We start from the raw sequence: 24,584 nt of genomic DNA, 5'->3' as shown, positions 1-24,584 counted from the left end.
CGCGATAGCGTCGTATCAGTCACTGAGTTTGTCACTGACACACCGCTATCGCGAGCAGGCTCACTCCTACAGGGGAAATTTGTTGTCGGGGAGAAATTTGCATGACCCAACACCACGCCGAACTGCTGATGTACCCGGCCCCCGAGCCCGTCCGCGTGGCCAATGAACAATGGCTGGCGCGCATCCTCGAACACCTCGGCCACAGCCGACTCGACGCGACCAAGCTGACGCTGCCCGAACTGTGGCTATCGCCGCATCTGCTGCTCACCCAGACCTGCGGCTATCCGCTGATGACAGCGCTGCGTGGCCGGGTCCGTCTCATTGGCCGGCCGCGCTATGAATTGCCTGAGGCCAGCGGCGGCCAGCATTGCAGCCTGATCCTTGGCCGCGCTGTTGATCCGCGCTATTCGCTTGGCGACTTTCGCCACAGCCGGGGCGTGATCAACAGCGAAGATTCCAACAGCGGGATGAACCTGCTGCGCCAGCGTCTGGCGCCGCTGCAGCTGGACGGCCGGTTTTTCGCCAGTGTCGGCATCAGTGGCGGCCACCGCGAGAGCCTGCGCTGGCTGCGGGAAAACCTCGCCGACCTGGCCGCGATCGACAGCGTCACGTTCGCTTATATCGCCCGGCACGCGCCCGAAGAAGTCAGCGGATTGCGTGTGGTTGCGCTCAGTGCGTTGAGTCCGACACTGCCATTCATCACGGCTGCCGGTGCCAGCGACGAGCAGGTCGAACGGCTGCTGCAAGTGATGAATCAGACGTTGCATGAATTGCCTGAGGTAGTGCAGACCTTGGGTTTGTCTGAAGTTCTGCCGGCAACTGAAAGCGACTATGAGGTGCTGCTCGACTATCAGCGAGACGCTGAAGCTCGGGGCTACGGGCAACTTCGCTAGCTCGAGCTAATTCCCAAAGTGAATATAAAAATAATATTTAAATATTATTAACGCATAAGGCGCCTTGCTACGATCGCGCCACCGGAACACCGGACATTCAGCGACCCTTGCCCAGGAGCCCCTATGTCCGGCGCCGATCAATTCCATCGCGACACCGTGGAACGCCTGTTCCGCGCGCATTATCGCTGGCTCTGTGATTACCTGCGTCGACACTCGCGCGACGTGGCCGGCGCGGAAGACATTGCCGGCGAAACCTTCGCCCAACTGCTCGAAGCCCCAGCGCTGACGGCCATTCGCGAACCTCGCGCCTTGCTGACGACGATCGCGCAACGTCTGCTTTATCAGAACTGGCGCCGTGCGGATCTGCAACGCCGGCATCGCCAGCAGTCCGACCTCGATGTCGCGGCGTCGCCTGAACACCTCGCTCAGCTCTCGCAAACTCTCGATCGCCTCGATCGCAGCCTGCATCGCTTGCCGGCCAAGGTCCGGTCGACCTTTCTGCTGGCGCGTATCGATGGCCTGACCTACCCGCAAATCGCCGCCGAACTGGGCATCTCACAGCGTTCGGTGAGCGTGTACATGGCGCGTTCCCAAGCCCTGTGCGACCGCCACAGCGCCAACCAATTCCTGGAAGAAAAGAGGTCTGCATGACATCGATCAAAACCCTGCTCGGCCGCACGCTGCTGGCGCTGAGCCTGAGCGTCGGGGCTGTTTGCGCAGCCGAAAAAAGCGCACCGATTCACTTCGGCGACATCACGTGGGAGAGCGGCAGTTTCATCACCGAAGTGCTGCGCTTGATCGTCGAAAAAGGCTACGGCTATCCGACCGACACGTTGCCGGGCAGCACGGTCAGCCTGGAGGCGGCATTGGCGAAAAATGACATTCAGGTAATCGGCGAAGAGTGGGCCGGGCGCAGTCCGGCGTGGGTCAAGGCTGCCGCCGAGGGCAAGGTATTCGGCCTCGGCGACACGGTCAAAGGTGCCACCGAAGGCTGGTGGGTCCCGGAATATGTGATCAAGGGCGACCCGGAACGCGGAATCAAGGCGCTGGCGCCGGAACTGAAATCGGTCGCTGACCTGCCGCGCTACAAGGATGTGTTCCGGGACCCGGAAGACCCGGGCCGCGGGCGCTTTCTCAACAGCCCGACCGGCTGGACCTCGGAAATCGTCAACAGCCAGAAGCTCAAGGCGTATGGTCTGAGCGACAGCTTCGTCAACTTCCGCACCGGCTCCGGCGCGGCATTGGATGCCGAGGTGGCGTCGTCGATCAAGCGCGGCAAACCGGTGCTGTTCTATTACTGGTCGCCGACGCCGTTGCTCGGGCGTTTCAAACTGGTGAAGCTTGAAGAGCCACCGTTCGATGCCGAAGCGTGGAAAACCCTGGCCGATGCCAACAACCCGAATCCGCAGGGCACGCGCTCGATGCCGGCGAGCCTGGCGATTGGCGTGTCGGCGCCGTTCAAGGCGCAGTACCCGGAGCTGGTCGCGTTCTTTGAGAAAGTCGATCTGCCGATTGATCTGCTCAACCAGACATTGGCCGGCATGAGTGAAAAACGCCTGCAACCGCGGGCGGTGGCCGAGGCGTTTTTGCGTGATCAGCCGCAGGTCTGGACAGCTTGGGTGCCGGGGGAGGTGGCGGCCAAGGTCAGGGGAAGTTTGTAGTGTTTTCTGATGTTTTTGTGGTGCTGCAACTAACGCTATCGCGAGCAGGCTCACTCCTACAGGGGGGATCGATTCCCATGTGGGAGCGAGCCTGCTCGCGAAAGCGTCCGCTCAGGCAACATTTTTCCCGGCGCTGAACCGTTTCTTGTACAAAAAATGCCAGATACTGGCCGACTAGTGGCCTTGCGCCCGGCGTCAGGCTGGCTATCCTTGCAGGTAACTAACCATGTCGACCGTCATGCCATCCATGACAGCGGCACAGGGTTGGTCCGTGATTCATGCTGCCAGAGTGCGCGATCCAAGGCACCGACACTGAACCAACAAGGAGCGTCACCTACATGGAAGTTCTTCTACGCGTTAGGGCTGGCCCGCATGCGGGCTATCAAGAAAAGGATGTCTTGATCAGAGCGTCGCTGCACGACCCCTCCGATTGATCATCATTTATCACCTGACAACTTCCTCCCTTGGAGGAAGGCGTGTGCCTGTTCTGTGGAACGTAGTGGTGGATCTTGAAGGACCTGGACTTTCATCAAATCAAAGAACGCGCGGAAGGTGATACAACCATGTTCAACCTACATCGCAAGGCTGACCTGCGGGAAATCGAGCGCTTCAGCTGTGCGCTGACCGAGGCCAATGCGAAAATCGAAGCGATCAGCCGCTCGATGGCCATGATCGAGTTCACGCCCGAAGGCATCGTCCTCGACGCCAACGAGAACTTCTGCAAGACCATGGGTTACAGCGCCGATGAAGTGCGCGGCAAACACCATCGGATCTTCTGCGAAGAAAGCTTTTATCGCAGCGAGGACTACGCAAAGTTGTGGCGTGACCTGGCCCGTGGTGAACCCCTCAGCGGGACTTTTCTGCGTTTGAACAAGAGCGGGCGGGAGATCTGGCTCGAGGCCAGTTACATGCCGGTGTTCGGTCCCGACAAACAGGTCAGAAGTGTCATCAAGGTTGCGGCGGACATCACCGCACGCATCAACAAAGAGCATGAAGAAGAAGCCATGCTGGCGGCGATCGGCCGTTCCATGGCAGTGATCGAGTTCACCCCTGAAGGCCATGTCATCAGCGCCAACGACAACTTCCTGCAAACCATGCAGTACACGCACAATGAAATTGTCGGCCAGCACCACAGCCTGTTCTGTCACCGTGCCGAAGCCGAATCCGCGCAGTACCAGGCATTCTGGGCTTCGCTCAATCGCGGCGAATATCACTCGCACCGCTTCGAACGCAAGAACAAGTCCGGGCAGATGGTTTATCTGGAGGCTTCGTATAACCCGCTGTTCGACGCCAAGGGCCGCTTGTACAAAGTGGTCAAGTTCGCCAGCGACATCACCCGGCAGATGACCACGTTGCAAAATGCTGCGGAATCGGCCCACAGCACTTCGGTACAAAACGACGCCTGCGCGCAAAAAGGCTCACAGGTGGTGCAGCAGACCGTGCAGATCATTCAGGACATTTCCCGCGACCTGAATGAGGCAGCGGTGAGTATCGATGCGGTGAGCAAGCAGTCGGACATCATCGGCACCATCGTCCAGACCATTCGCGGGATCGCCGATCAGACCAACCTGCTGGCCCTGAACGCGGCGATTGAAGCCGCGCGGGCCGGTGAGCATGGACGCGGTTTCGCAGTAGTTGCCGATGAGGTACGCAGCCTAGCCGCGCGAACCAGTCAGGCGACGCTGGAAATTGTCGACGTGGTGCGCAAGAACCATGACCTGTCGCTGAGTGCGGTGTCGAGCATGCAGTCTAGCCTGAGCCGCACCGGGCTGGGCGTGGAACTGGCGAACGAGGCGGGCGAGGTGATTCTGGAAATTCAGCAGGGCTCACGGCATGTGGTGGATGCTATCAGTCAGTTCAATGAAACCCTGCAATTGAACTGACAGACCCTGCAACTGCCCCGACTGCAGGGTGGGGCAGTTTCACGCGGCTTGCTCGAGGCTTTTATTTATTGTCTCAAATTAAAGTTGCCGCGGACCTTCGCAGTTTTTGTCCCGTCTGGTGATTCCGCGGTGTACTCAAAACTGCCTTTTACAGTTTGGTTAACGACGTCGACCTCATCGATGGTGATCTTTCCGCCAGCGGACTGTGCAGTCCATGAACTTTTCTCCCATACCTTGGGAATGTAGTTACCACCACTTTGCCGTGATTCGAAAAGATAAGTAGTACCGGCCACGATGGCGGCATTGATATAAATATCCGCTCCGTGGGAGATGATGTCGTCCTTTACATTTCCAGCGATATATAGGCCTTTGGAGTCCAACCACAATACACGTCGTGTGATGGATAGACTTTCCTCTCCTTGGGCTTGCTCATCGGCATATATAGCGATGTGCCCGATGGCGTTCTTGGCTTTGTTCTTCAGTTCTTCAGACATAATTCCCTTCCTTGATGGTGACTGACAGAGAGCCAGCCATGCTGGTGCATGGCCCGTTCCATGGTTCTTCAGACAAGGCTCAGCGTCTACTGTCAGAAATTACAGGTGCGGTACCCTTTCAGACGGACGGTCTGGGGCCGATTGGCCCTGATGCTGTTCAGCAGAGGCTTATCGCTAACGGCGTTAGCGATGCGTAATTCCCCCACGCCAGCTAGTAGTGCGACGTACCGTTATGCTGTTGCTGAATCCGGCAGCGCCGACGCCGGCAAACCGAAGATCCGGTCAAACAGCCAGTTGAACACGAACGTGTAGCACGGGATGAAAATGATCAGCGCCAGATCCAGCACAAAGGCCTGCACCAGACTGATGTTCATCCACCAGGCAATCAGCGGAATCAGAAACACGATCAGCGTCAGTTGAAAACCGACGGCATGGGCGATGCGCCGTTTGACCGTGCGGGTGCGCGAGACCTGGCGGCTTTCCCAGCGCTCGAACAACGAGGTGTAAATGAAATTCCAGGTCACGGCGATGCTGGTGATGATCACCGCCAGTGGCCCGGTGCTGCCTGGCGATGTGCCCGACAGTAACGCCAGACCGAGGGCGGAGAAGGTCATGCCGATCACTTCGTAGAGCGATACGTAGACCAGTTTGCGTTTCACGCCTTGCATGCAGATTTGCCTCTTTCTTGCCGATTGTGGGCCAGCAGGGCTGGCGAAGGCGGCGAAAGATAGCTTCAATAGATCTGACAGAAAAAGTCGGTAGCTTTCAGTTTTATTGATAGGTGGGCAGATTGAATTTCAATAGCGACAGTATCGAATTGTTTCTCGCGGTGATCGAGCGCGGCTCGTTTTCCGCCGCCGCGCGGCAATTGGGTAAGGTGCCTTCGGCGGTGAGCATGGGCATTGCCAACCTTGAAGCCGAACTCGGCTACCCGTTGTTCGATCGCAGTCACCGTGAGCCGCAACCCACGGCGATGGCACAATCGCTGGTGCCGCACGCGCGACTGATCGCCGAGCAGCTCAAGCAACTGCAAGTGCACGCGGTGGAGTTATCGCTGGGGCTGGAAAGCCGGTTGTCGATCGGCGTAGTCGCCGACCTTGATCGACGTCGCTTGCTGGCGGCGATCAAGGTGATTGCCGAGCGTCATCCGCTGCTCGACGTCGAAGTGCTGACCGCGCCGCAGGATGATGTGCTGGCGATGTTGCACAGTGGCCGGGTCAGCGTGTGCCTGGCCTTCGCCGGGTTGAGCGTAAATGCGCTGGAGCGGTTTCAGTTCGTCGGCAGCGAACGCATGATCGCCACGCTGGCGGCGGACAGTCCGTTGCTGCAAGGGCGAGATGTGTTTCTCGAAGATCTGGTGCAGGTGCGGCAGATCATCGTCGCCAGTCGCGACTTGCCGATCAGCGAGACGCGGCCGTTGGTAGCGGAATCCTACTGGCGCACGGATAACCTCGAAACGGCGATGGAGATGGTCGAGGCGGGATTGGGCTGGGGCAACTTTCCGCTGTCGGTGGTGCAGCCGTGGCTGGAGTCCGGACGCTTGAAACGGCTGAATTTTCGCAACATCGAAAATGGTCTGGTGCTGCCGGTGCATGCGGTATGGCTCAAGAGCCAGCCATTGCAGAAGGGCGCGCAGGCGTTGGTCGACCTGCTCAGCCATTGAGCCCAACACAAAACCCCTGTAGGAGCTGCCGAAGGCTGCGATCTTTTGATCTTGTTCTTGAAAGCAAAATCAAAAGATCGCAGCCTTCGGCAGCTCCTACAGGGGATCGCGTGAGTTTCAGGTACTCTCGCGCACCTTCAGCTCAAACCCCATATCCTCCACCGGCCGCGCTACTTTGTTGCCCGCCATCAACGTCAGCATCTGCTCCGCCGCGCGCCGGCCGATGGCTTCACGCGGGGTGTTGATGCTGCTCAGGCGCGGGACCATGTGCTCGGACATTGGCAGGTCGTTGAAGCCCAGAATCGCCACTTGCTCGGGAATTTTGATGCCATTGCGCAAGGCTTCCAGCAGCGCACCCTGGGCCAGGTCATCGTTGCCAAAGAAAATCGCATCGACATCCGGATGCGCCGCCAGCAGTTGCAGAAACAACTCACCACCCAAGCCCACCGACGAAGCGCGCGGCGTCAGCACTTCCAGATCCGGGTCGTAGCGGCCAGCCTTCTGCAGTGCCTTGCGGAAACCCTCACCACGCAACAACGTGCGCTGATCCAGCTGCGCGCCGATATACGCCAAGCGCTTGCGCCCGCGAGACAGCAAATGCTCCGCCGCCGTTTCACCGGCGCTCAACTGCGAAAAACCCACGCAATTGACCCCGGCGGCGCTTTCCAGCTCCATCATGTACACGCAGGGAATGTTGCTGAGCTCGATCATCCGCCGCGAACTCTCGGTGCGATCGAAACCGGTCAGCAGAAACCCGCGCGGCTGGTAAGCCATGTAATTGCGCAGCAGGTTTTCCTCTTCATCGCGCGAGTAGTGGAAGTTGCCGATCAGCACTTCGAAGCCTTTGGGCGTCAGCACCCGATGAATGGCTTCCAGTGTGTCGATGAACAGCAGGTTGGACAGCGACGGCACCAGCACCACTACCGAATGGCTCTGCGCCGAGGCCAGCGCGCGGGCGGCGGGGTTGACTACATAGTTGAGTTCGAGCGCGGCTTTCTGCACTTTTTCCACCAGTTCGGTGGCCACCGTGCTGACCCCGCGCAGAGCGCGCGAGGCGGTAATCGGGCTGACGCCGGCCAGGCGGGCTACTTCGTTAAGGGTCGGACGGCCGGTGGTGCGGGTATTTTTATCGTTCTTGGGGGAGGTCATCGGGCGGCTTGCCAAACAAAAATCAAGGCACTAAGGTAGCGCTGTCCTGATGCAGCTGTAAATGCGTGAGCGCGGTCCTGCCTGATCTGCGCGCTTTGGTATCGGGAACAAACCTGCTGCAACCCAAAAAAACGACAAGAAGGCGTCGGCAACTTCTGCCTGTGCACTAGAGTCATAGCTAGCAAAGGTAGCGCTGTCTGCGCGCTGAGGTGTTATATGAGTCATCCCATCACCGCCCTGGTCATCATGGGCGTTGCCGGTTGCGGCAAGACGTGCGTCAGCCAGGCCCTGTGCCATTTGAGCGGCGCCACTGCCATTGAAGGCGATACTTTCCATCCGGCCGCGAACATCGAAAAGATGAGCGCGGGGATCCCCCTGAACGACGAAGACCGTGCCGGCTGGCTCGACAGCCTGTGCGATGAACTGCGTCGCGTCGATGCCAAAGGCCAGCGCCCGGTGTTGACCTGCTCGGCCCTTAAACACAGATATCGCGAACGTCTGCGCAGCGCCTTGCCGGGCCTGGGCTTCGTGTTTCTTGAATTGACCCCGGAAGTCGCCGCCGAGCGTGTATCGCACCGCCCGGGCCACTTCATGCCGGCGACGTTGATCGAAAGCCAGTTCGCCACTCTCGAATCGCCAGTAGGCGAGCCCCTGACCCTGGCCCTGAATGCTTCGGTCCATAGCGTTGAACAACTGGCGTCCCAGGCTCACGTCTGGTGGCAGGCCAACGGCCTGAAACAGGCGGTATGAGTATGTTGAAAAAGACAGCGCTGTCCTCCCGACTTCTGTTCAACCCGCTTTAATAACAACAACAATCCAGGAGACACCCCCCATGTTTGGCATGTCCCACGAGACGTTCCTGCTGCTCGATGCGGTGGTCACGGTAATCGGCCTGATTATCCTGATCACCAAGTTCAAGATTCACCCCTTTATCGCCCTGACCATCGCCGCCGCGTTCCTCGGCCTGACTTCCGGCATGCCGATCAACACCATCATCAAGGCGTTCCAGGATGGCTTCGGTGGCGTACTCGGTTTCGTCGGCATCATCCTCGCCCTGGGCACCATGCTCGGCAAGATGATGGCCGAATCCGGCGGCGCCGATCAGATCGCCCAGACCCTGATCCGCGCCTTCGGCAAGGACAAGGTGCAGTGGGCAATGATGTTCGCCGCGTTCCTGGTGGGCATTCCGCTGTTCTTCGAAATCGGCTTCGTGCTGCTGATTCCGCTGGTGTTCATCGTTGCCCGCCGCACTGGCGTATCGATCATCAAGATCGGTATTCCGCTGCTCGCCGGCCTGTCCGCTGTGCACGGTCTGGTGCCACCGCACCCGGGCCCGCTGCTGGCCATCGGCGTGTTCGGCGCTGACATCGGCAAGACCATTCTCTATGGCCTGATCGTCGCGCTGCCGACCGCCATCATTGCCGGTCCGATCTTCGGTACGTTCATCGCCAAGCACATTCCCGGTCACCCGAATCAGGAACTGGTCGATCAACTGGCCCGCGAAAACGATTCGGCCAACCTGCCGAGCTTCAGCATCACCCTGGTCACCGTGCTGCTTCCGGTGTTCCTGATGCTGCTGAAAACCTTCGCTGACGTGGCGCTGCCGGACGGCAATTTCTTCCGCATCTGGATGGACATGATCGGTCACCCGATCTCCGCATTGCTGCTGGCGCTGCTGCTGTCGCTGTACACCTTCGGCTACAAGCAGGGCATCGGTTCCAACCAGATGCTCAAATGGCTCGACGCAAGCCTGGCGCCAACCGCCGCGATCATTCTGATCATCGGTGCTGGCGGTGGCTTCAAGCAGATGTTGGTGACCAGCGGCGTGGGTGATGTGATCGGCCACATGGCGGTCAGCGCACAGATCTCGCCGATCCTGCTGGCGTGGCTGGTGGCGGCGGTGATTCGTATCGCCACCGGTTCCGCGACGGTGGCGACCATCACCGGCGCCGGTATCGTTGTGCCGGTCGTCGGCATGATTCCGGGCGTCAACCGTGAGCTGCTGGTGCTGGCCACCGGTGCCGGTTCGCTGATCCTGTCCCACGTCAACGATGCCGGTTTCTGGCTGGTCAAGCAGTACTTCAACATGACCGTGGCCGAAACCTTCAAGACCTGGACCGCGATGGAAACCATTCTGTCGGTGGTGGCCCTGGGCTTTATCCTGCTGTTGTCGCTGTTCGTTTAAGCTGTTCTTTGTTTAAAGAAAGCGCAGGCACAAAAAAACCGCAGTGATGCGGTTTTTTTGTGGGTAAAAAATCTGTGGTAACACGGATGTTGTGGCGAGGGAGCTTGCTCCCGCTCGGCTGCGCAGCAGTCGTAAAAACCTCTGCACCCAGTGAATCAGACAGACCGCGATTGCAGGATTTGGGCCTGCTGCGCAGTCCAGCGGGAGCAAGCTCCCTCGCCACATAAGGGTTCTTCTGCAGGTACTGTGTTAGCCGCCAGTTTTTGCGACTAAGCCATCCGCGCGGAACATCCCGCGAATCCCGCGCACTGCCTGACGAATGCGGTCCTGGTTTTCGATCAGGGCGAAGCGTACGTGGTCGTCACCGTACTCGCCAAAACCCACCCCCGGCGACACGCAGACCTTGGCCTCGGCCAGCAGTTTCTTGGCAAATTCCAGCGAGCCCAGATGCGCATATGCGTCGGGAATCTTCGCCCACACATACATCGACGCCTTTGGATTCTCGACCATCCAGCCCAATTCATGCAGGCCCTTGACCAGCACGTTACGCCGCTGGCGATACTGCTCGGCGATGTCGCGCACGCACTGCTGGTCGCCTTCGAGCGCAGCAATCGCCGCAACTTGCAGCGGGGTGAAAGTGCCGTAGTCGTGGTAGCTCTTGATCCGCGCCAGAGCGTTGACCAGTTCCGGATTACCGACCATGAAACCGATGCGCCAGCCGGCCATGTTGTAGCTCTTGGACAGGGTGAAAAATTCCACCGCGATGTCCTTGGCGCCCGGCACTTGCATGATCGACGGCGCTTTCCAGCCGTCGTAGACGATGTCGGCGTAAGCCAGATCGTGAATCACCAGCACGTCGTACTGCTTGGCGAGGGCGATCACCCGTTCGAAGAAATCCAGCTCCACGCACTGCGCCGTCGGGTTCGACGGGAAGCCGAGGATCATCATTTTCGGCTTGGGGATCGAGCCGCGAATCGCCCGCTCCAGCTCATCGAAGAAATCCACCCCCGGCACCAGCGGCACCGACCGCACCTGAGCGCCGGCAATCACCGCGCCGTAAATGTGAATCGGGTAGCTCGGGTTCGGCACCAGTACGGTGTCGCCCTGATCCAGAGTCGCCAGCATCAAGTGCGCCAGGCCTTCCTTGGAACCGATGGTGACGATGGCTTCGCTTTCCGGGTCGATATCGACTTCGTAGCGCTGCTTGTACCAGTTGGAAATCGCCCGGCGCAGGCGCGGAATGCCCTTGGACGTCGAGTAACCGTGGGTGTCTTCACGTTGGGCGACCTGCACGAGTTTTTCGACAATGTGCGGCGGTGTGGCGCCGTCGGGATTGCCCATGCTCAGGTCGATGATGTCTTCACCACGGCGGCGAGCGGCCATCTTCAGCTCGGCGGTGATGTTGAAAACGTAAGGGGGGGGTCGATCTATGCGCGCAAAGCGGCGCGGCGAACCTTGTTCGGCCATTGTTGCCTCGGATAACGTAAGCGCCCGGAACCGTCCGAGCGACGCTGGTCACTGCGGTGACCTGTGGCGGAAGATAAGGGCAGTGATGGCATACTGTCCAGCGCGGTTGTAAACATTTTTTTCAAGGAAAATCGGTCAATGGAATTCACCAGCGGCTTCCTGCTGAGCCTTTCGCTGTGCCTGGATATCGGCGTGGCCAACATCGCGATGATCACCCTGGCCATGCAGCGCGGCTACTTTCAGGGCTTCGCCCTCGGCCTGGGCACCTGCGTCGGCGACCTGATTTACGCGGTGCTGGCCTTGGCCGGCATGACCGTTTTGCTGCAATACGAAAGCGTGCGCTGGGTCCTGTGGATTGGCGGTTCGGCGCTGCTGATCTACTTCGCGGCGAAGATGATCTACTCGGCGATTCATCACGAAGCGCTGCTGGCGGAGACGGCCGAGGTGGGGCAGAACTCCCATCGCAAGGAATTCTTTCGCGGCATCTTTCTCGCCATGTCGTCGCCAAGCGCGATTCTCTGGTTTGCTGCGGTCGGCGGCACGTTGATCGCTCGATCCGGTGGCGGTGGTCCGTTGAGTTCGGCGCTGTTTCTGGGCGGTTTTCTCTGCGCCGGGCTGCTGTGGTCGGCCGGTTTGTGCTTCGCCGCCAGCCACGGCGGCAAGTTGCTGGGCGACAAGCTTATGCGCTACTCCTACATGGCATCTGCGGCGATCTTCTGCTATTTCGCGGTGTACGTGATCGTATCTGGCTATAACGAGTTTGTCGGATCGGGCGCCGTCGAGCAGTTGCATGCGCTGTAAACGTGCGAAACGGGTCGGCCTTTCTATACTCCCAGCCGAACCCACTTTTCCGTTCTGAGGAGCCGCGTCATGGATGAACAGACACGCGTCGAAATAGCCGAACCTCGCTTCGAACACGGGCAATTTCTGCTGATTGCCGGTTTCGGTGGGCGATTCACTCAGGAAACCACTGGAGACATTCCAAGGCTGTGGGAAAAGCTTATCCCGCACCTGGGAAAAATCCCTGCGCAGGTCAACGAAGTGACCTACGGCGTTTGCTGCAACGCGGACGGCGAGGGCGGTTTCGAGTACATCGCTGGCGTGCAGATCGACAAGCTCGATGACCTGTCGGAGCAGTACCGCTGGGTTGAAATCCAGCCGCAGGAGTATGCGGTGTTCGAGCACAAAGGGCCCCTGACGCAACTCCCCGACACCTTCCAGTACATCTGGAAAACCTGGCTGCCGCAGTCCGGTTACGAAGCGGCGGATGCGCCGGAATTCGAGCGCTACAGCGACGATTACAACCCGAAGCTCAACACCGGCACCCTGGAAATCTGGCTGCCGATCAAGGCCTGACCGGCGTTCGAATCGAGGCGGAGCATGTCCGCCCCGGTGGTTGTGCTTTATGCTGGCGGGCCTTGTTTCCACAGATTTTCGAGTTGCCATGAACACCGTGATCCGCAACGTCAGCGCCGCCGACCTCGAGCGCTGCTACGCCATCGAAACCGTTGCCTATGAAGGCGACGAAGCCGCCACCCGCGAGAAGATCGCCACGCGCATTGCCACTTGGCCGGACGGCTTCATCGTCGCCGAAGTAGACGGCGTGGTTGCCGGTTTCATCAATTCCGGCGCGGCGTTCGACGTGCAGATGTCCGACGAGGCCTTCAAGGAACTGATCGGCCACGACCCGAAAGGCCCGAACGTGGTGATCATGTCGGTGGTGGTGCACCCGGATTACCAGGGGCAGGGCCTGGCCAAGCGCCTGCTCGGGGAATTCATCGAGCGCATGCGCGGAATGGACAAAGCGACGATTCATCTGATGTGCAAGGAACAGCACATTGCACTGTATGCCGGGTTTGGTTTTGCCTACATCAAACCGTCCGAGTCCGACCATGGCGGCATGGCGTGGCACGAGATGATCCTGACGCTCTAAACCAACACCGATCGCAACTGTAGGAGCTGCCGAAGGCTGCGATCTGTTGATCTTGCTGTTAAAAAGCTGAGGATCAAAAGATCGCAGCCTTCGGCAGCTCCTACAGAGGATCGTGGCGTGTCAGCAGAGAGTTTCTGGATACTCAGAAAACCAGCCCCATCCGCCGCTCGTACCCAATCCGTCCCTTGTACGCTTCGCCGCTGTCGACGTAGCCATGCCTGGCATACAGCGCAATCGCCGCTTCGTTATCGGCGTCCACCGACAATTCCAGCCCCTTGATCTCCGGCCATGCTTCACGCGCGACGGCGGGCAGTGCTTGCAGACAAGCCTTGCCGTAGCCCTTGCCCTGGGCGCGGCGATCGACCTGCAAGGCATGCAACGTGGCGCTGTGTTCGTCGGCCCAGTCGGGCAACACAGGCGGGCGCTTGAGGAGCAGAAACGCCACCGGCACGTCGTCCGCCAGCAGGGCAAAACCCTTCACGCCTGGGCCGGGTTTCGACAGCAGGGTGTGCAAGGCACCGTGGATGTCGCCGGAGAATTTGATCTGCTCGGGGTGGATTTCAATAGCCTCGACTTGCTGACGCTGCAAAGGGCTGAGGCTGTCGTACGGCACGAGTTGGGCTGACACGGGAATTTCCTTTTTCCTACAAAGAGTGAGCCTCGGATTCTAGCGATATTGTCGTCAGCGAAATTTTTTTGTTTGCCCTGTCGATCCGCGCAAAGGGCAAACGACTAAGGGTGTCTTCACAACAAAAAACCACGGAGAACACCATGAGCGCACAGACTGATATCCAGACTCTGATCAACAGCTATCGCGAAGCGGTGATGGCCAAGGATGTCGAAAAAGTCATGGCCTTGTACGCCGACGACATTGTCTCGTTCGATGCGATCAAGGCCCTGCAATTCAAGGGCAAAGCGGCCTACCGTGCGCACTGGGTCGAGTGCATGGAAATGTGCCCCGGCCCGCACATCTTCGAGTTCCACGAAATCGCCATCGAAAGCGCCGACAACATTGCCTTCGCCCACTGGGTGGCCAACTGCGGCGGCACCAATGACAAGGGCGAAACCCAGAGCTGCTGGATGCGGGTTACCGCCTGTTACCGCCAAATCGGCGGGGCGTGGAAGATCGCTCACGAGCACTGGTCGGCACCGTTCGATCCGATGAGCGGCGCGACGCTGTTCGATGTGACCCCCTGATCTTCAGCCATAGTTGATCCGTTCGAATCAGGAGATCGCCATGAAATACCTATGCCTGGTCTACAGCGATGAACGCCTGTTGCACTCCTCGCCCGACAGTCCCGAGGACGCCGAATGCTCGGCCTACGCCGAGTCGGTGCAGGGCAGCGGGCGGATGATCGCCGCCGAAGCGCTGGAGTCGGTAGAGACCGCAACCACCGTACGGATGCGCAACGGCAAGTTGTCGATCACCGACGGGCCTTTCGCTGAAACCAAGGAGCAACTGGCCGGTTTCTACCTGATCGATGCCAAGGATCTCAACGAAGCGCTTCAGGTCGCCGGCAACATCCCGGCTGCCCGGGTCGGCAGCGTTGAAGTGCGCCCGGTGCGGCAGTTGAATGTCTGACGTCCGGGCGCGGGTCGAGCAGGTCTACCGCGAGGATTCGCGGCGGATCCTGGCGACGCTGATCCGCCTGCTTGGTGATTTTGACCTCGCCGAAGAAGCCTTGCACGAGGCGTTCTTCGTCGCGGTCGAGCGCTGGCAGCGCGACGGCGCGCCGGACAACCCGCGCACCTGGCTGGTCTCGACCGGACGATTCAAAGCCATCGATGTGTTGCGTCGGCGCGCGCGGTTCAAGGCCTCGCAACCGCTGCTGCTGGCGCAACTCGACGAGCTGGAACAGGCTGACTGGAGTGGCGAGGACGTGGAAGATGATCGCTTGCGGCTGATCTTCACCTGCTGCCCCCCGGCCCTGGCGGCGGATGCGCAAGTGCCGCTGACCTTGCGCGAAGTCTGCGACCTCACCACCGAAGAAATCGCCCGTGCTTTTCTCTCGGCGCCGGCGGCGATTGCCCAGCGCATCGTGCGCGCGAAAGCCAAGATCCGCGACGCGAAAATCCCTTATCAAGTGCCTACGCTGAACGAATTGCCCGAGCGCCTCGACAGCGTGCTGCGGGTGATCTATCTGGTGTTCAACGAAGGCTATTCGGCCTCGGTTGGCGCCGAGCTGACCCGCGAGGATCTGACGCGCGAAGCGATTCGGCTGGGGCGCTTGTTGATGGAGTTGCTGCCGGAACCGGAAGTCACGGGCCTGCTGGCGCTGATGCTGCTGCACGAATCACGCCGGCCGGCACGCACCTCGCCGAGCGGTGAGCTGGTGCTGCTCGACGATCAGGATCGCGCGTTGTGGGATGCCGGGTTGATGGCTGAAGGCTGCGCGCTGGTCGAGCGCGCGCTGAGTACACGACGCTTCGGGCCGTATTGCCTGCAGGCGGCGATTGCAGCGGTGCATGCGGAAGCGCCTTCGGCGGCGGAAACCGACTGGCGGCAGATTGTCGGGCTGTACGATGTCTTGCTGCGCGCGGTGCCCTCGCCGGTGATCGAGCTGAACCGGGCAGTGGCGGTGGCCAAGCGTGATGGAGCGTTGGCCGGGTTGTCATTGATAGAAGGGATTTTGGCCCGAGGCGAGTTGCAGGATTACCACCTGGCGCATTCGGCGCGGGCGGAGTTTTGCCGGCAGTTGGGGCGGGTAGAGGAGGCGCAGGCTGCGTATCAGCGGGCGCTGGAGTTGACGCGGCAGGAGCCGGAGCGGCGGTTTATTCGAGGACGGATCAAGGCGCTGGAAATGCCCTGATCTTGGCGCTCTCGCGACGGTGGGCGGCCTGTGGATTGCCCTCACCCTAACCCTCTTCCAGAGGGAGAGGGGACTGATTGGGGGATATTGGAGAGATTCACCGACTTGAACGAATTGTCTTGAATCCATAATCGATAAGGTTTTTCAGGTCGATGCATAACGCCAGACACCTCGGTCGGCTCCTTCTCCCTCCGGGAGAGGGCTGGGGTGAGGGGCTTTTGATCTTGGCAGCTTTATTCGAGCATCTTGCTCAACAACCAGCTCCCCGCCGGCCCCGGCGGATACAAGCGCGACCACAAGGCATCGACAAATACCGGTTTCGGCCAGCCGCGCACGTCCACTTCAATCAGCAAATCATTGGCATAGCGCTGCACCAGCCACCTCGGCAATGGCGCCCAGCCAAATCCCTTTTCCGCCATTTCCAGCAGCATCAGATAACTCGGCGCCGACCACACCCGGCCTTTGCCACGGCTGTCATAGGGATTGACGATGGTCGCCAGGCGCAACTCGCGATGTTGCTCAAGGATCTGCTGGTCGACATGCTCAAGCTTGGCCAACGGATGCTCGCGGCTGACGAACAGGGCGATCTCCGTGCGCTCGGCGACGGTCGAGGTGACCAGATCCGGCGGGTAGTTATCCTGCATTTCCGCGAAGGCCAGATGCGCCCTGCCGCGCTGGACCAGTTCGATCAGGTCATCGCATTCGGCAATCAGGCATTCCAGCTCCAGCTCTGGATATCGCTGCTCGAAACTCACCAGTGCCGCCTCGAAACGATACGACTGATAGGTATCGGAAATCGCCACGGTCAGCTTCGGCTCGACGCCTTGCGCCAATTGCCGTGCGCTCATCTCCAGGCGACTGGTGGCGGCCAGAATCGCTTCGGCTTTCTGCAGCATGACGTGGCCGGCGGGGGTGAGCGTGGGTTTGCGGCTGCTGCGGTCAAACAGTTGCAAATCCAGATCGATTTCCAGACTGGCAACCGCTGCGCTGATGGTCGACTGACTGCGCCCCAACTTACGCGCAGCGGCGGAAAACGAGCCTTGCGTCGCCGCCTGTACAAACGCCAACAGCACTTCCTGCGAAGCCATGAACTATCGCCTTGATCGATGGTTATTGATTGTGAAGTATCGGGAATCGGTTGGATCATGGCAACCATCGTCAAACAAGGAGTCAGGCCATGACTGTCCACAAGTCCATCACCGAACGCGTTTTCCAGGCTGTCGGGTTCGAATTTCTCGCCATCCTCATCTGCACACCGCTGCTGGCGTGGATCATGCAAAAACCTCTGCTCGACATGGGGGCCGTGACCGTACTGATTGCGATGTTGGCGCTGGCATGGAACGTGGTGTTCAACCGATTTTTCGACCGTGCTCTGGCGCGGATGAACATGGCGCACAACGCCTGGGTGCGGGTGGTGCATGCGCTGTTATTCGAAGGCGGACTGATCGTGATGGGCGTGCCGCTGATTGCCTGGTGGCTGTCGGTCAGCCTGTGGCAGGCGTTGTTACTCGACATCGGCGTGCTGCTGTTTTTCCTGCCGTACACCTATGTCTACCACTGGGGTTACGACGTCCTGCGCGAGCGCTTCATGGCGCGCCGCGCCTATGAAAGCTAACGCCGATCCCTGTAGGAGCTGCGGAACGCTGCGATCTTTTGATCTTGTTTTTAAAAATCAAAGTCAAAAGATCGCAGCGTTCCGCAGCTCCTACAGATTCGGTGTTTGCAGTTAGAGAAACATGCCGCCGGATGCCTCGACCCGCTGACCGTTGATCCACTGTCCACCCGGTGACAGCAGCAGCGCCAATGCTCCGCCAATATCGTCTGGTTGGCCGACGCGACCCAGCGCGGTGTTGCTCGAGACCATCGCGTTGACAGCGCTGTTGTCGCGCACCGTACCGCCACCAAAATCGGTTTCAATCGCACCCGGCGCCAGAATGTTCACGCCAATCTGCCGCGCGCCAAGCTCCTTCGCCTGATAACGGGTCAGCACTTCCATCGCGCCTTTCATCGCCGCGTAGGCGCCGTAACCCGGCAGGCTGAAGCGGGTCAGGCCGCTGGAAATATTGACGATGCGCCCACCGTCGTTGATCTGCGGCAGCAGTTGCTGAGTCAGAAAGAACGGCCCTTTCAGTTGCACGTTCATCAGCAGATCGAACTGCTCCGGGGTGGTTTCGCTGAACAGCGCATGCACGCCGATCCCGGCATTGTTGATGAGGAAATCAAAGCGCTGCCGCTCAAAGGTCTGCTCCAGTACTTGTGCAACCTGCGCGGCGAACGCGGCAAAGTGTTCGCTGTGGCCGACGTCCAGTTGCAGCATTGCCGCTTTCGCGCCGAGTGCCTGTAGCTCTATGACCAGATTCTGCGCCTCGTCGGCGCGGCTGTTGTAGGTGCCGATGATGTCGATGCCTTGCGCGGCGAGATGCAGGGCGGCGCTGCGGCCCAGGCCGCGACTGGCGCCGGTGATCAGTGCGATTTTGCGATTCATGCGGACTTCCTCGATTGCGTTGAGTGGGGATGGAAGAAGTTTATTTATCCGCTCTGAGGTGATAAACACGGCAAAAGCGGAATCACTGATCGGCTCAGCCGAACAATCACCGAGGCCTGTGATGAACAAACTGGAACTGCTGCGTACCTTCGTCCGGGTCAGCGAACTGTCGAGTTTCACCCTCGCCGGTGAAAGCCTCGGCCTGCCGCGCTCCACGGTGTCCGAGCAGGTGCAGGCACTCGAAGCCTTGCTCGGTACGCGGCTGTTGCAGCGCACCACGCGCAAGGTGCAGGCGACCCAGGACGGCCTGGTGTTGTATGAACGCAGCAAGGATCTGCTTTCGCACATGGACGAGATCGAAGGGCTGTTCCGTCAGGATGAGGCTTCGCTGACCGGGCGCATCCGGGTCGACATGCCGAACATTCTCGCGCGACGGTTGATCATGCCGCGCCTGCCGGAATTCATGGATCGCCACCCGAATCTGCAGATGGAAATCAGCAGCACCGATCGCCGTGTCGATCTGCTGAGCGAGGGTTTCGACTGCGTGTTGCGCATCGGCGCGCAGCCGGATCAGTCGGTGGTCGCCCGGCACTTGGGCGATTTCACGATGGTCAACTGCGCCAGCCCGGATTATCTGCAACGTTACGGCGTGCCGCAGACCCTGGAAGATCTGGCACAGCATCGGCTGGTGCATTACGTCGGCGTACTGGGCTCGCGTTCGGAAGGGTTTGTCTATGAGGAGGACGGTGAGGTGCGGCGCGTGGCGATGGCCGGCAGTGTCACGGTCAACAGCACTGATGCCTACGAAGCGGCGTGCCTGGGTGGCTTCGGCCTGACGCAGCTGCCGCGCACCGGCATGCAGCCGCATCTGGAAAACGGCGAACTGGTGACCTTGCTCGCGCAATACACCGCACCGCCGATGGCGATTTCCTTGTTGTATGCGCGACAACGGCATTTGCCGCTGCGGGTGCGGGTGTTTATGGATTGGCTCGGCGACGTGGTCCGCTCAACGCTCTGACTTGGGAATGCAACCCTGTGTAGGAGCTGCCGAAGGCTGCGATCTTTTGACTTTGATTTGTAAAAACAAGAGCAAAAGATCGCAGCCTTCGGCAGCTCCTACAGGGGGATTTGCACAGGGTCAGAAGATTTGGGTGAACAGCCAGTAAAGGCTGCCCGACAGCAGGATGGCCGCTGGCAGCGTCAACACCCAGGCCATCAACAGATTACGGATCGTGCGCATCTGTAACCCGGCGCCATTGGCAACCATGGTCCCGGCCACGCCCGAGGACAACACATGGGTTGTCGATACCGGCAAACCGAACATGTCCGCCGCGCCGATGGTCAGCATCGCCACGGTTTCCGCCGAGGCGCCCTGGGCGTACGTCAGGTGAGTCTTGCCGATCTTCTCGCCGACCGTTACCACAATGCGCTTCCAGCCGACCATGGTGCCGAGCCCCAGCGCGATGGCCACGGCGATCTTCACCCACAGCGGAATGAACCGCGTGGCGTTGTCGATCTGTTGTTTGAACAGCTGCAGTTTGCTGCTGGTGTCGGCATCGAAGTTACCGACCTTGTTCTTGTCCATCAGGCGAATGCTTTCGCTGGCCAGGTACATGTCGTTGCGCACGTTGCCCATGGCTTCGGCCGGGACTTTTGCCAGCGAACCGTAACCTTTGACTTCCTCGCCGATATGCCCGGTCAGGGCGGCGAGGGCGGGGATCAGTTGCGGCGTGGGTTCCTTGCTGCGCACGTAATCCGAAAGGACCGGGCGCGGATCGGCAGGTGCCGGCAGCGGTGCACTTTTCACCAGCGCTTGTTGAGTGACTTGGGCGACGGCGGCGAATTGCAGCGCTTGTTCTTCCGGCATGGTCCGGTTCAATGCGTAGGCCATTGGCAGCGTGCCGACCAGAATCAGCATGATCAGGCCCATGCCTTTCTGGCCGTCGTTGGAGCCGTGGGCGAACGACACGCCGGTGCAGGTGGCGATTAGCAAACCGCGAATCCACAGTGGCGGTGGAGTATTGCCTTCGGGCGCCTTGTACAGCGCACGGTTCTTGACGAACGCGCGCAACGCCAGCAGCAACAGCGCCGCACAACCGAAACCCACCAGCGGCGACAGCAGCAGCGCATAGCCGATCTTGGTCGCCTGCGCCCAGTCGACACCGCTGGTACCGTCGCGGCCGTGCATCAAGGCATTCGCCACGCCTACGCCGATGATCGAGCCGATCAAGGTGTGCGAAGACGACGCCGGCAAGCCCAGCCACCAGGTGCCGAGGTTCCACAGAATCGCCGCGATCAACAGGGCGAAGATCATCGCAAACCCGGCGGACGAGCCGACCTGCAGAATCAGCTCCACCGGCAACAGCGCAATGATGCCGAACGCCACCGCACCGCTCGACAGCAGCACCCCGAGGAAATTGAAGAACCCCGACCAGACCACCGCGACATTCGGCGGCAGCGAGTGGGTGTAGATGACTGTCGCGACGGCGTTGGCGGTGTCGTGGAAGCCGTTGACGAACTCGAATCCCAGCGCGATCAGCAACGCCACGCCGAGCAACAGGAACGGCGTCCAGGTGGTGACCACCGTGCCGAGTTCGTGCATGTCGTGCATCAGGCTGTAAGCGGTAAACAGCATGCCCATGGCGAGCACGGCGAAAAAGATGACGTAGGTGAACGGACCGGTTTTCTTGTCGAGCGCCGGTCTGCCACTGGCGGCGGACGCAGGGCTGGCGGTCAGTGAGGGCGTGGCCATGGCGGACAATCCTGAGCGAGGGAAGGAATGTCGCCCATGATCGTTGCAGAATGTTACAGAGAGACTGCGTCAGGTCAGTGTTTGGGCGTTCAAGCCCGCCGCTGATCCGAAGGCTGAAGAAGAAACCTGTGGGAGCGAGCCTGCTCGCGAAAGCGCCCTGTCATTCAACATTGATTTATCTGACACACCGACTTCGCGAGCAGGCTCGCTCCCACAGGGACGACTGTCTTGTGTGTGGGATTTGCGCTCAATAATCCCCACGCTTGCGGAACGCCCAGCGCCCGGCGATCACCGTGAACGTCGCCACCAGCGCAACCAGCACCCAAAACCCGTGCGGGTCCTGCGACAGCGGCACACCGCCGACATTCATGCCGAAAAAACCGGCAATGATGTTGATGGGCAAGGCCAGCACCGTCACCACGGTCAGGGTGAACAGCGTGCGGTTGCTCTGTTCGTTGAGGTTGGCGGCGATTTCTTCCTGCAGCAATTTGATCCGCTCGCCGAGGGCAGTCAGGTCATTGATGATCAGCGCAAACTCCTCGGTGGATTTGCGCAACTCCTTGACGTCCTCCTTCTGCAACCACGGCGGCGGGCGGTTGAGCAGGCGCAGCAGCGAACCCGGCTCCAGTGCCAGCAGCCGTTGCAGGCGCACCAGCACGCGGCGATTCGCGCCAAGCTCGGCGCGGTTGGTCGACAGGCGCGAGGAAAGCAATTGGTCCTCGACCAGATCGACGCTAAGGCTGGTCTTGCGCACGATCTGTGTCAGCACTTCGCCCTGATCGCGCAGCAGGTGCACGAGCAACTCCGAGGGCGAACGAAAGCACTCTCCGGCCTTCACCGACGAGCGCAATTTATCCACCGAGTGCAGCGGTTGCAGGCGTGCGCTGACGATCAATTTGCTGCGCACGCAGACCCACAGCGTCGACACGTCCGAGGAGACCATGCTGCTGAGGTTGAACACCACATCGTTGACCACCGCCAGCAGCGCCGAGTCGACATGCTCGATGCGCGTCGAACGCGAACCCTCATGCAACGCCTCGAAAAATTCGTCGGGCAATTGCAGATGACTTTTCATCCAGCGCTCGCACGCAGCATGGGCCAGGTTCAGGTGCAGCCAGAGGAATTCGCCGCTGTCGCTGTCGTCCTGCAAACAGCGCAAAGCCGTCGCCGAATCGATCTCGCGACCGCGCTCACCGGGCAGGAAGCGAAAGCCGTAGAGCAGGCCAAACAGATCCGAATCGCGATGGCTGATATCGAGGCTATGGTTCATGGCGGCTCGCTGGGAGGAGGGTGTCTGGTGCGGGATTTTCAGGTTCACCTGAGCGGCATCATCGCAAGCTCACATGACCGTTTTGTGACAGTGAAATGACGTCAAATCAATGCGTTACCGACTGTCGGAAGATTCTCAAGAAGCGCTCTGGCGCGCCGATCCGAGGTGAGTTAGGTTGCGCGCCATTGGCTTTCAGTCATGGTGTGTCGACAGGGAAGTCCGGCCAATTTCCACGTCCGTTCGGGCGTGCCTCATCCCTGCTTCGAGTACCTTGCAATGCTGCAAAAATCCCTGAGAGCGCAAATCCTCGCCCTGCTGAGCGGCAGTCTGCTGGCGATACTGTTGATCGCGCTGGCCTGCTTTCATTTCCTTTCCAACGGCGTGCAAAGCTACAGCCAGTTGATCGCCGGCCCGTTGCACACTTCGCAACTGATCGATGAAGCCAACCTGCAGTTCAAGGTGCAGGTGCAAGAGTGGAAAAACGTCCTGTTGCGCGGCAAGCAACCGGCGGATCTGGCGAAATACTGGAGCCAGTTCGAAGAGCGTCAGCGCGACGTGCAGAACATTCTCGGCGAACTGGCCGGCCAGAAAGGCATCGAGACAAATCTGAAATCACGCATCGAACGTTTGCGCGAAGAGCATCGCCAGTTGGGTGCTGCCTACCAGAAGGGCCGTGATGCCTACGTGGCAGCCGGTGGTGAGCCGAGCGCCGGCGACGCAGCGGTCAAAGGCGTCGACCGCGCCACCAGTGAGCAAATGAGTGCGCTGGTCGCCGAGTTGCGCCAGCAGGGCACCGAGCAATCGGCGCTGATCAGTGCCAGCGCTGAGCGCACCGTGTGGCTGGGGCTTCTGGTGATGCTCGGGTCAGGCTTGCTGATCGGGTTGCTGAGCCTGTGGCTGGTCAGCCGCAACCTGATCGAGCCGATCCGCAACCTCATCGATTACGTCACTCGCTTGAGCCGTGGCCAGTTGGCCGAACGTGTAGTCAGCGAGCGCCGCGATGAGCTGGGCAACCTCGCCGCCGCCGCCAACACCCTGCGCGATTTCCTTGCCGACACCTTCACTCGGTTGCAGCGCAGCGCCAGCAATCTGGACAGCGCCAGCGGCGAGCTCAATGCCATTGCCACGACCATGGCCGGCGGCACCAACGAGCAATTCAACCGCACCGATCAGGTGGCCACGGCGATGAATGAAATGTCCGCCACCGCCCAGGAAGTCGCCCGCCACGCCGCTGATGCCGCGCGTGCTGCCGACGATGCCGATCAGTCGGCGCAGCAGGGCGAAAAGGTCATGCAAACCACAATCCATTCCATCACACAGATGCGCGGTGAAATCGCCAACACGGCCACGGTGATCCGTCGCCTCGAAACCGACAGCGGTCGAATCGGCAAGGTGCTGGAAGTGATTCGCGGCATCGCCGAACAGACCAATCTGCTGGCACTCAACGCGGCCATCGAAGCGGCACGGGCCGGTGAGGCCGGGCGCGGTTTCGCGGTGGTGGCCGATGAAGTGCGCAACCTCGCCCAGCGCACGGCGGAGTCGATTATCGAGATCAACCAGATCATTCAAAACGTACAGACCGGCGCTGTCGACGCGGCGCATGCTATCGAGAGCGGCCAGGCACGCAGTGATGAAAGTGTCGAGCAAGTGACCCAGGCTGGCGCGATGCTGGAGCGCATCACTTCGGCGGTGGAAGCGATCCGCGACATGAACCGCCAGATCGCCACGGCGGCCGAAGAGCAGACGTCGGTGGCGGAGGATATCTCGCGCAACCTGACGGAAATCACCGCGATTGCCAGCACCAATCTGGACAACGTGCAGCGCACCGAAAGTGCCAGTCAGAATCTGCATGGGTTGTCGGGGCAGTTGAATGAAGTGACGGCGCGGTTGAGTGCCTGATTTTGGCTGGCGGTTTGTCAGTGTTTTCGGCGTGATGGCT

General features: G+C 60.1%; 25 protein-coding genes and 2 pseudogenes. 18 read left to right on the top strand and 9 right to left on the bottom strand.

The window, feature by feature from the left end:
* The first annotated feature begins 101 nt into the window (after positions 1 to 101).
* The 5 genes and pseudogenes from AEQ63_RS22975 to AEQ63_RS29385 all read left to right on the top strand — a co-directional run bounded on the left by AEQ63_RS22975 (position 102) and on the right by AEQ63_RS29385 (position 4,437).
* Complete coding sequence (locus tag AEQ63_RS22975; protein ID WP_064364952.1) at positions 102 to 893, top strand: phosphate/phosphite/phosphonate ABC transporter substrate-binding protein; 792 nt, start codon at positions 102 to 104, stop codon at positions 891 to 893.
* Between the two features lie 123 nt (positions 894 to 1,016).
* Complete coding sequence (locus AEQ63_RS22970; protein ID WP_042607245.1) at positions 1,017 to 1,544, top strand: sigma-70 family RNA polymerase sigma factor; 528 nt, start codon at positions 1,017 to 1,019, stop codon at positions 1,542 to 1,544.
* Positions 1,541 to 2,554, top strand: a complete 1,014-nt coding sequence (locus tag AEQ63_RS22965; RefSeq protein WP_064364949.1) for an ABC transporter substrate-binding protein — start codon at positions 1,541 to 1,543, stop codon at positions 2,552 to 2,554. Before AEQ63_RS22970 ends, AEQ63_RS22965 begins: the two co-directional genes overlap by 4 nt.
* 563 nt (positions 2,555 to 3,117) lie before the next feature.
* Positions 3,118 to 3,891 (top strand): annotated as a pseudogene (locus AEQ63_RS29390) (PAS domain-containing protein); the annotation flags it as partial.
* Between the two features lie 6 nt (positions 3,892 to 3,897).
* On the top strand, positions 3,898 to 4,437 hold the full coding sequence (locus AEQ63_RS29385; RefSeq protein ID WP_223259141.1) for a methyl-accepting chemotaxis protein: 540 nt from the start codon (positions 3,898 to 3,900) through the stop codon (positions 4,435 to 4,437).
* 65 nt (positions 4,438 to 4,502) lie between these two features.
* Here the strand turns inward: AEQ63_RS29385 and AEQ63_RS22955 are convergent, their stop codons facing one another.
* Positions 4,503 to 4,931: a hypothetical protein gene (locus AEQ63_RS22955; RefSeq protein WP_064364948.1), complete on the bottom strand. Its 429-nt coding sequence runs from the start codon at positions 4,929 to 4,931 to the stop codon at positions 4,503 to 4,505.
* A 230-nt stretch (positions 4,932 to 5,161) separates the two neighbouring features.
* Positions 5,162 to 5,599, bottom strand: a complete 438-nt coding sequence (locus AEQ63_RS22950) for a PACE efflux transporter (protein WP_064364946.1) — start codon at positions 5,597 to 5,599, stop codon at positions 5,162 to 5,164.
* A 122-nt stretch (positions 5,600 to 5,721) separates the two neighbouring features.
* Here AEQ63_RS22950 and AEQ63_RS22945 point away from each other — a divergent pair, with 122 nt between their 5' ends.
* Positions 5,722 to 6,594: a LysR family transcriptional regulator gene (locus AEQ63_RS22945; protein WP_064364944.1), complete on the top strand. Its 873-nt coding sequence runs from the start codon at positions 5,722 to 5,724 to the stop codon at positions 6,592 to 6,594.
* A 117-nt stretch (positions 6,595 to 6,711) separates the two neighbouring features.
* Here the strand turns inward: AEQ63_RS22945 and AEQ63_RS22940 are convergent, their stop codons facing one another.
* On the bottom strand, positions 6,712 to 7,743 hold the full coding sequence (locus tag AEQ63_RS22940) for a LacI family DNA-binding transcriptional regulator (protein WP_064364942.1): 1,032 nt from the start codon (positions 7,741 to 7,743) through the stop codon (positions 6,712 to 6,714).
* A gap of 216 nt (positions 7,744 to 7,959) precedes the next feature.
* Here AEQ63_RS22940 and AEQ63_RS22935 point away from each other — a divergent pair, with 216 nt between their 5' ends.
* Together AEQ63_RS22935 and AEQ63_RS22930 are read left to right on the top strand one after the other, a co-directional pair.
* On the top strand, positions 7,960 to 8,493 hold the full coding sequence (locus AEQ63_RS22935; RefSeq protein ID WP_064364941.1) for a gluconokinase: 534 nt from the start codon (positions 7,960 to 7,962) through the stop codon (positions 8,491 to 8,493).
* A gap of 82 nt (positions 8,494 to 8,575) precedes the next feature.
* The gene (locus AEQ63_RS22930) at positions 8,576 to 9,928 is read left to right on the top strand and encodes a GntP family permease (protein ID WP_064364939.1); all 1,353 of its coding nucleotides are present in this window, start codon (positions 8,576 to 8,578) and stop codon (positions 9,926 to 9,928) included.
* Positions 9,929 to 10,177: 249 nt separating this feature from the next.
* Here AEQ63_RS22930 and alaC read toward each other — a convergent pair whose 3' ends face one another.
* Complete coding sequence (gene alaC / locus AEQ63_RS22925; protein ID WP_064364936.1) at positions 10,178 to 11,395, bottom strand: alanine transaminase; 1,218 nt, start codon at positions 11,393 to 11,395, stop codon at positions 10,178 to 10,180.
* 138 nt (positions 11,396 to 11,533) lie between these two features.
* Between alaC and AEQ63_RS22920 the strand changes: the two genes are divergently transcribed.
* From AEQ63_RS22920 to AEQ63_RS22910, 3 genes are all read left to right on the top strand, one after another.
* Positions 11,534 to 12,196: a LysE family translocator gene (locus tag AEQ63_RS22920; RefSeq protein ID WP_064364933.1), complete on the top strand. Its 663-nt coding sequence runs from the start codon at positions 11,534 to 11,536 to the stop codon at positions 12,194 to 12,196.
* Between the two features lie 69 nt (positions 12,197 to 12,265).
* Complete coding sequence (locus AEQ63_RS22915) at positions 12,266 to 12,751, top strand: GyrI-like domain-containing protein (protein WP_064364931.1); 486 nt, start codon at positions 12,266 to 12,268, stop codon at positions 12,749 to 12,751.
* Between the two features lie 88 nt (positions 12,752 to 12,839).
* Positions 12,840 to 13,328: a GNAT family N-acetyltransferase gene (locus tag AEQ63_RS22910; protein WP_042607235.1), complete on the top strand. Its 489-nt coding sequence runs from the start codon at positions 12,840 to 12,842 to the stop codon at positions 13,326 to 13,328.
* A gap of 142 nt (positions 13,329 to 13,470) precedes the next feature.
* Here the strand turns inward: AEQ63_RS22910 and AEQ63_RS22905 are convergent, their stop codons facing one another.
* Positions 13,471 to 13,956: a GNAT family N-acetyltransferase gene (locus AEQ63_RS22905; protein WP_064364929.1), complete on the bottom strand. Its 486-nt coding sequence runs from the start codon at positions 13,954 to 13,956 to the stop codon at positions 13,471 to 13,473.
* A 143-nt stretch (positions 13,957 to 14,099) separates the two neighbouring features.
* Here AEQ63_RS22905 and AEQ63_RS22900 point away from each other — a divergent pair, with 143 nt between their 5' ends.
* From AEQ63_RS22900 to AEQ63_RS22890, 3 genes are read left to right on the top strand one after another with little or no spacing between them, the layout of a single operon-like run.
* A complete protein-coding gene (locus AEQ63_RS22900) occupies positions 14,100 to 14,525 on the top strand; it encodes a YybH family protein (protein WP_064364926.1) in 426 nt (141 codons plus the stop codon).
* 40 nt (positions 14,526 to 14,565) lie between these two features.
* Positions 14,566 to 14,910 carry a YciI family protein gene (locus AEQ63_RS22895; RefSeq protein WP_064364925.1) on the top strand — a complete coding sequence of 115 codons (345 nt, stop codon included), beginning with the start codon at positions 14,566 to 14,568 and terminating at the stop codon, positions 14,908 to 14,910.
* Positions 14,903 to 16,138 (top strand): RNA polymerase sigma factor, encoded by a 1,236-nt coding sequence (locus AEQ63_RS22890; RefSeq protein ID WP_064364922.1) that lies wholly within the window; start codon positions 14,903 to 14,905, stop codon positions 16,136 to 16,138. Before AEQ63_RS22895 ends, AEQ63_RS22890 begins: the two co-directional genes overlap by 8 nt.
* 233 nt (positions 16,139 to 16,371) lie before the next feature.
* On the opposite strand, the gene AEQ63_RS22885 is transcribed toward AEQ63_RS22890, so the two are convergent.
* Positions 16,372 to 17,226: a LysR family transcriptional regulator gene (locus tag AEQ63_RS22885; protein ID WP_064364920.1), complete on the bottom strand. Its 855-nt coding sequence runs from the start codon at positions 17,224 to 17,226 to the stop codon at positions 16,372 to 16,374.
* An 89-nt stretch (positions 17,227 to 17,315) separates the two neighbouring features.
* Between AEQ63_RS22885 and AEQ63_RS22880 the strand changes: the two genes are divergently transcribed.
* Positions 17,316 to 17,753: a multidrug/biocide efflux PACE transporter gene (locus tag AEQ63_RS22880; RefSeq protein WP_064364919.1), complete on the top strand. Its 438-nt coding sequence runs from the start codon at positions 17,316 to 17,318 to the stop codon at positions 17,751 to 17,753.
* Positions 17,754 to 17,864: 111 nt separating this feature from the next.
* Here the strand turns inward: AEQ63_RS22880 and AEQ63_RS22875 are convergent, their stop codons facing one another.
* Positions 17,865 to 18,623 (bottom strand): SDR family NAD(P)-dependent oxidoreductase, encoded by a 759-nt coding sequence (locus AEQ63_RS22875; protein WP_064364917.1) that lies wholly within the window; start codon positions 18,621 to 18,623, stop codon positions 17,865 to 17,867.
* Positions 18,624 to 18,744: 121 nt separating this feature from the next.
* Between AEQ63_RS22875 and AEQ63_RS22870 the strand changes: the two genes are divergently transcribed.
* Positions 18,745 to 19,641: a LysR family transcriptional regulator gene (locus AEQ63_RS22870; protein ID WP_064364915.1), complete on the top strand. Its 897-nt coding sequence runs from the start codon at positions 18,745 to 18,747 to the stop codon at positions 19,639 to 19,641.
* Between the two features lie 120 nt (positions 19,642 to 19,761).
* On the opposite strand, the gene AEQ63_RS22865 is transcribed toward AEQ63_RS22870, so the two are convergent.
* Both AEQ63_RS22865 and AEQ63_RS22860 read right to left on the bottom strand, forming a co-directional pair.
* Positions 19,762 to 21,375: an inorganic phosphate transporter gene (locus AEQ63_RS22865; RefSeq protein ID WP_064364912.1), complete on the bottom strand. Its 1,614-nt coding sequence runs from the start codon at positions 21,373 to 21,375 to the stop codon at positions 19,762 to 19,764.
* Positions 21,376 to 21,622: 247 nt separating this feature from the next.
* Positions 21,623 to 22,645, bottom strand: a complete 1,023-nt coding sequence (locus AEQ63_RS22860; protein ID WP_042607225.1) for a transporter — start codon at positions 22,643 to 22,645, stop codon at positions 21,623 to 21,625.
* A gap of 198 nt (positions 22,646 to 22,843) precedes the next feature.
* Between AEQ63_RS22860 and AEQ63_RS29380 the strand changes: the two are divergent.
* Positions 22,844 to 23,611: pseudogene (locus tag AEQ63_RS29380) on the top strand (methyl-accepting chemotaxis protein); the annotation flags it as partial.
* 165 nt (positions 23,612 to 23,776) lie between these two features.
* The gene (locus AEQ63_RS29375) at positions 23,777 to 24,544 is read left to right on the top strand and encodes a methyl-accepting chemotaxis protein (protein WP_442965729.1); all 768 of its coding nucleotides are present in this window, start codon (positions 23,777 to 23,779) and stop codon (positions 24,542 to 24,544) included.
* Positions 24,545 to 24,584: the final 40 nt, after the last annotated feature.

Source organism: Pseudomonas sp. RIT-PI-o, assembly GCF_001297215.1.
In the GTDB taxonomy this organism is placed as follows: domain Bacteria; phylum Pseudomonadota; class Gammaproteobacteria; order Pseudomonadales; family Pseudomonadaceae; genus Aquipseudomonas; species Aquipseudomonas moraviensis_A.
Note: the sequence above shows the minus strand (reverse complement) of the source record. Positions and strands in the feature narration are given on the sequence as shown.